The sequence below is a fragment of the Clostridiaceae bacterium genome (assembly GCA_012840395.1).
GTDB lineage: Bacteria > Bacillota > Clostridia > Acetivibrionales > DULL01 > DULL01.
Genome location: DULL01000104.1, coordinates 1 through 4183, shown reverse-complemented (window position 1 = coordinate 4183; position 4183 = coordinate 1). Strand labels below are relative to the sequence as shown.

Genomic DNA, 4183 nt, shown 5'->3' with positions numbered 1-4183 from the left:
TACATAGAAGATGATCTCCTTTTCTGTTATTTTTTGTTGAGAACTATATTTTAACAGGATTTCATCTTCTTTTCTATTTATTTGGAACTATATTCCAATTTATCCCTACAGTAATTTTACTCTATGGATTGTAGTTGTAGCTGATAAGGGTCTCAACTGTGGCGATAATATTGCTTATCAAATAGCCTCAGGTAACGGATACATCTATAGCCAATCCATAAGGGGTGCAGATCAGGAATTCAAACAGTATGTACTGGATCAGAGCGGATATCGGGTTAATGCTGAGTATAAATGTAAATCCCGTATTTATCCCAGAGAGATTACCTTTACTGACTGTAATGGGAAAAAACAAAAAGTACGTATTGACCAGAAACAAATTGTTTTCTTCAGTCAAGATTATGCGGACAAGGCTCGCTACGAAAGGTACCGTACCATTGCTAAGGCTCAGAGGTATCTGAAAACTCCTTCTGCTCTTACTCGTTCTATATCATATAGTGCAGCGTCTTATATTAAAGGCATTCAAATAAATGAAGATGGCGAGATTGTTAAAACAAGCACTAAGCTTTATCTGGATGAGGATAAAATCCGTGAAGAAGAGCAATATGACGGTTACTATGCTATCATCACCAGCGAATTAGACAGAAGCGACTGTGAAATTATTGAAATTTATCATAACCTATGGAAAATCGAAGAAACTTTTAAAATATCTAAGTCTGAGCTTAGGACACGTCCGATTTATGTATCACTGGAAGCTCACATTGAAGCTCATTTCCTGAGCTGCTTTGTTGCATTACTTTTGATTCGAATCCTTGAATTGAGAATGAACCAGGTTACTCTTTCAAAAACCTCGAATCAAACTCCCAAATTTTCTGCTTTTGAAATAATTGATTCTATTCGTAACTATACTTGTAGTTCGATTGGTGAAAACTTTTACAATTTCCATTACATTGACGACATAATCCAGAGTCTTGGGAAGATTTTCGAAATTGATTTAAGCAAGAAATATCGTTCAAGGGGAGAAATCAAAAAAATTATTGCAAAGGCCAAAAAGTGAGTTAATACACTACAACTTTTACCTGAAAACAAAAAGCCCGTAACCTGCTATTTTAGCAAGGTCATGGGCTCTTTTTTGCTCTTTTTACTGCAAAACTCAGGATTTTAGCCTATCATTACAATAAATTGCAATAAATACCATGGTAAAAAGGTTAATAATTTCCATATTAAGAATGATCCGCCTTGTCTATCATCTTCTAAAAAACATCAAGTTTCTATGTATACTTCTAATATAAATAATCTGCTTGCTTTGCTGGATTGTAAGCTGCTTCAGCTTAACAAGCAATATTCTTTAAGTAGCTTAAATATGTCATTGGCAACTGTATTTTATTTTTTATATTTTTGTATTAATATTTATCTATACAAAGCTGCTGCTAAATTCAACAGGCCGGCATTTTTGTGATGCATTATAATAAATATCAGGAGGTATAATGATGGGCAAATATGGAATAGTTTTAACAACATTTGCAAATGAGCAGCAGGCAAAGCCTGTAATAGATGAAATAATAAGTTGTAAACTGGCGGCATGCATTCAGGAAATTAAGATTAAAAGTCATTATACATGGAAAGGCGAACTTTACCATGAAGATGAGGATTTAGTGTTGTTCAAAACCAGAAAAGAATTATATCCTGAACTGGAGAAGAAACTCTTGGAAATCCATCCATATGATACGCCGGAAATCTTGTTTGTAGATGTGGAAAAGGGAAGCGCTGCATATTTGGCATGGATAGATAAACAAACACTAAACGATTGATTAGAGACTGATAAGCTTTGTTATTGCAAGGATTCTATAGAGGAAATTTAAAAAATTGCGCAGCTTTTTCACATTTCACCAGCGTATGTCAACTATATATAATGAGCAGCATCTTCAATAATGGCTAATTCAGCATTAGCCATTAAAGCTTGAATTTGCTTTGTAAAGAAAATTCACAATGTTCAGAATAATAATGATAAAACACTATCTGTGCTTAGAATAATCTATCTTTCATATGCTGCAAGTAGATATACGTAACTCTAAGTTCAAGCCAATATTCCTATATGAGTTATATCTGTTTTTCTAGTGTTCAATTGCGGGCAGAAATAAATGTGTTTACAATCAATACAAATTAAACATCATAAAAATCGAAGAAGCATAATTTAGATAACCATATAATAACCAGCTCAGAAGAATAGAACCATTTGCTTCTCTCTCATTTATCCAACCCATCAACCATGCAGCAATACCTGTTGACATAATGATAACTAAAGCTCCTAATAGGCTCGATTTTAACATTAAGCCATGAATTAACCCAAACAATAAACTCTGAAAAGCATTTCCTGCTTGAAAACCGTATTTATTAATTAATCTTTTTGTTAAGAAACCTCTGAAAAATATTTCTTCAGAAAGACTTGTTTGTATAAATGCATATATAAAAGCAGGAACTAATGCCTTTGCTCCCAATTTATAAAATTGGTAAGAGGCTAAAATTTTTATGTTTACAATATAAGGGATAACTAAAATTTGTAAGGATAAGCTAATAATTGTCACCATGAAAATAATAAAGAATCTGATCTTATTTTCTATTTTTATTTTTTAAAACCCAGCCATCTTAAAAATGGTTCTTTTTTTCTCCAAAAAACTAGCCACCATATTAAAGGTATTATTGTAAACAAGATAACTTGTATAGCTGAATTAATGAGTAAATAAGTAACAGCCACTATTCCTCTCCCCTTTATTTATACTTGACATTCATTTATTCAATATGTTTTAAAATAGCCCATCAAATATTTACGTTATAATATTGATATCCATAATACAATCATTGCGTCTTATACACCATGAGCTATAATTAATGAAAGCCCTGAGATTAAAATTTCAGGCTCATGGCTATCATAGCAGTCGAACTTGTCATTCAGCTGAAATAAACATTAAATTTACCTTAAGACTTAAGAATTGTCTACCGAAAGGGAGCAAATTTCATACACAGTAGGATAAGGGACGGCTCATTATTCAGTCTGGCATTTTTCAGTACATCCTATATTACTAAAAATACACTGAAAACTATACTTTTTTATTGTATAGTTTCGATGGGTAGCTCATCTCCACTCTCATAAAAACCAGGTCAACCTCTTATAATAACAACCTTGTTCAGTGGTGGATTTCAAGACCCCCACTGAATCCCGGAGCTAAGCGAGTTTGCTCAGTTCCTGCAAATTAATGTTCTGCCTGCAGGCTTTCTTTTCTGGCTCTTTCAAAACATTCCTGACCATTCTAGGATAAATTTTTCAAGTATCTTATTGAGTTGCTTTGTATTCCGCATTGGATAATTATGATTGGCTTTAGGTAACATTATTGTCTGACAATGAGGATTTCTGCCAAGCATATGTAGTGATATCTTCATATCTTTAACCTCTTTGCTTCCACAGATAGCCAACATGGGTACATTAAGCGTCATATATTTTGGCAGTTTTTGTAAATCTAAGGTATTCATAAAAAAAGATTTATAAACCTGAGGTGTAATAAGCTGTGAATATTCTGCCATATAGTCGGCCTGTTCTTTAGTGAAGTTCCAATATTTCGCCTGGAGCCGAACAAACCATTTACAATGAAGGATTTTTACTATTATTCCGGCAAGACTGCAATACATTCTAACAATTTTAGGTTTCGGATTAACCCATGCACTTAAAAAAACTGCAAAGCTGAACTGTTCTGGCCGTTCACATACAAGCATAATTGCAAGCTGTGCGCCAAGTGAGTAGCCGATTACTCCTATTTTATCCTTATTCAGACTATCAATCACTTCGAAAATTTCATGCTTCAGAGCTTCGGGGTCATATACCCTGTCTGCAGACTTTCCCGCTCCATGCAAATGCGGAACAACTAAATGGTAGTGTTCAGAAAAACTGTACTGGCCATAAAAGGTATCAAGTACAGCTGCACCATGCAGAAGCAGAATTGTTGGTTTTTCTCTTTTCCCGTATTCATTATATGGTATCATATTTTACCTCCTTTTTACGTATAGCGTTCTGTTAAGTTAAATGAAAATTGAAAGCCCCGGACTCCTTGGGGTATAATAGTTTCACCACAAAACTCTATTACTCCAAAAAGGAGGCCGAGGCCTGTGACTATTATACCAAAAATTAAATGTC

At 33.9% G+C, this 4183-nt stretch carries 4 protein-coding genes; 2 read left to right on the top strand and 2 right to left on the bottom strand.

The genetic code is table 11. The annotated features are described in order from the left end of the window. Nucleotides 1–58 precede the first annotated feature (58 nt). Both GXX20_11140 and GXX20_11135 read left to right on the top strand, forming a co-directional pair. Nucleotides 59–1054: a transposase gene (locus GXX20_11140; protein HHW32203.1), complete on the top strand. Its 996-nt coding sequence runs from the start codon at nucleotides 59–61 to the stop codon at nucleotides 1052–1054. A 430-nt stretch (nucleotides 1055–1484) separates the two neighbouring features. After that, nucleotides 1485–1808 carry a divalent-cation tolerance protein CutA gene (locus GXX20_11135; protein ID HHW32202.1) on the top strand — a complete coding sequence of 108 codons (324 nt, stop codon included), beginning with the start codon at nucleotides 1485–1487 and terminating at the stop codon, nucleotides 1806–1808. A 342-nt stretch (nucleotides 1809–2150) separates the two neighbouring features. On the opposite strand, the gene GXX20_11130 is transcribed toward GXX20_11135, so the two are convergent. Then, nucleotides 2151–2585, bottom strand: a complete 435-nt coding sequence (locus GXX20_11130) for a CPBP family intramembrane metalloprotease (GenBank protein ID HHW32201.1) — start codon at nucleotides 2583–2585, stop codon at nucleotides 2151–2153. 700 nt (nucleotides 2586–3285) lie between these two features. Next, nucleotides 3286–4032: an alpha/beta hydrolase gene (locus GXX20_11125; GenBank protein HHW32200.1), complete on the bottom strand. Its 747-nt coding sequence runs from the start codon at nucleotides 4030–4032 to the stop codon at nucleotides 3286–3288. Nucleotides 4033–4183 lie beyond the last annotated feature (151 nt).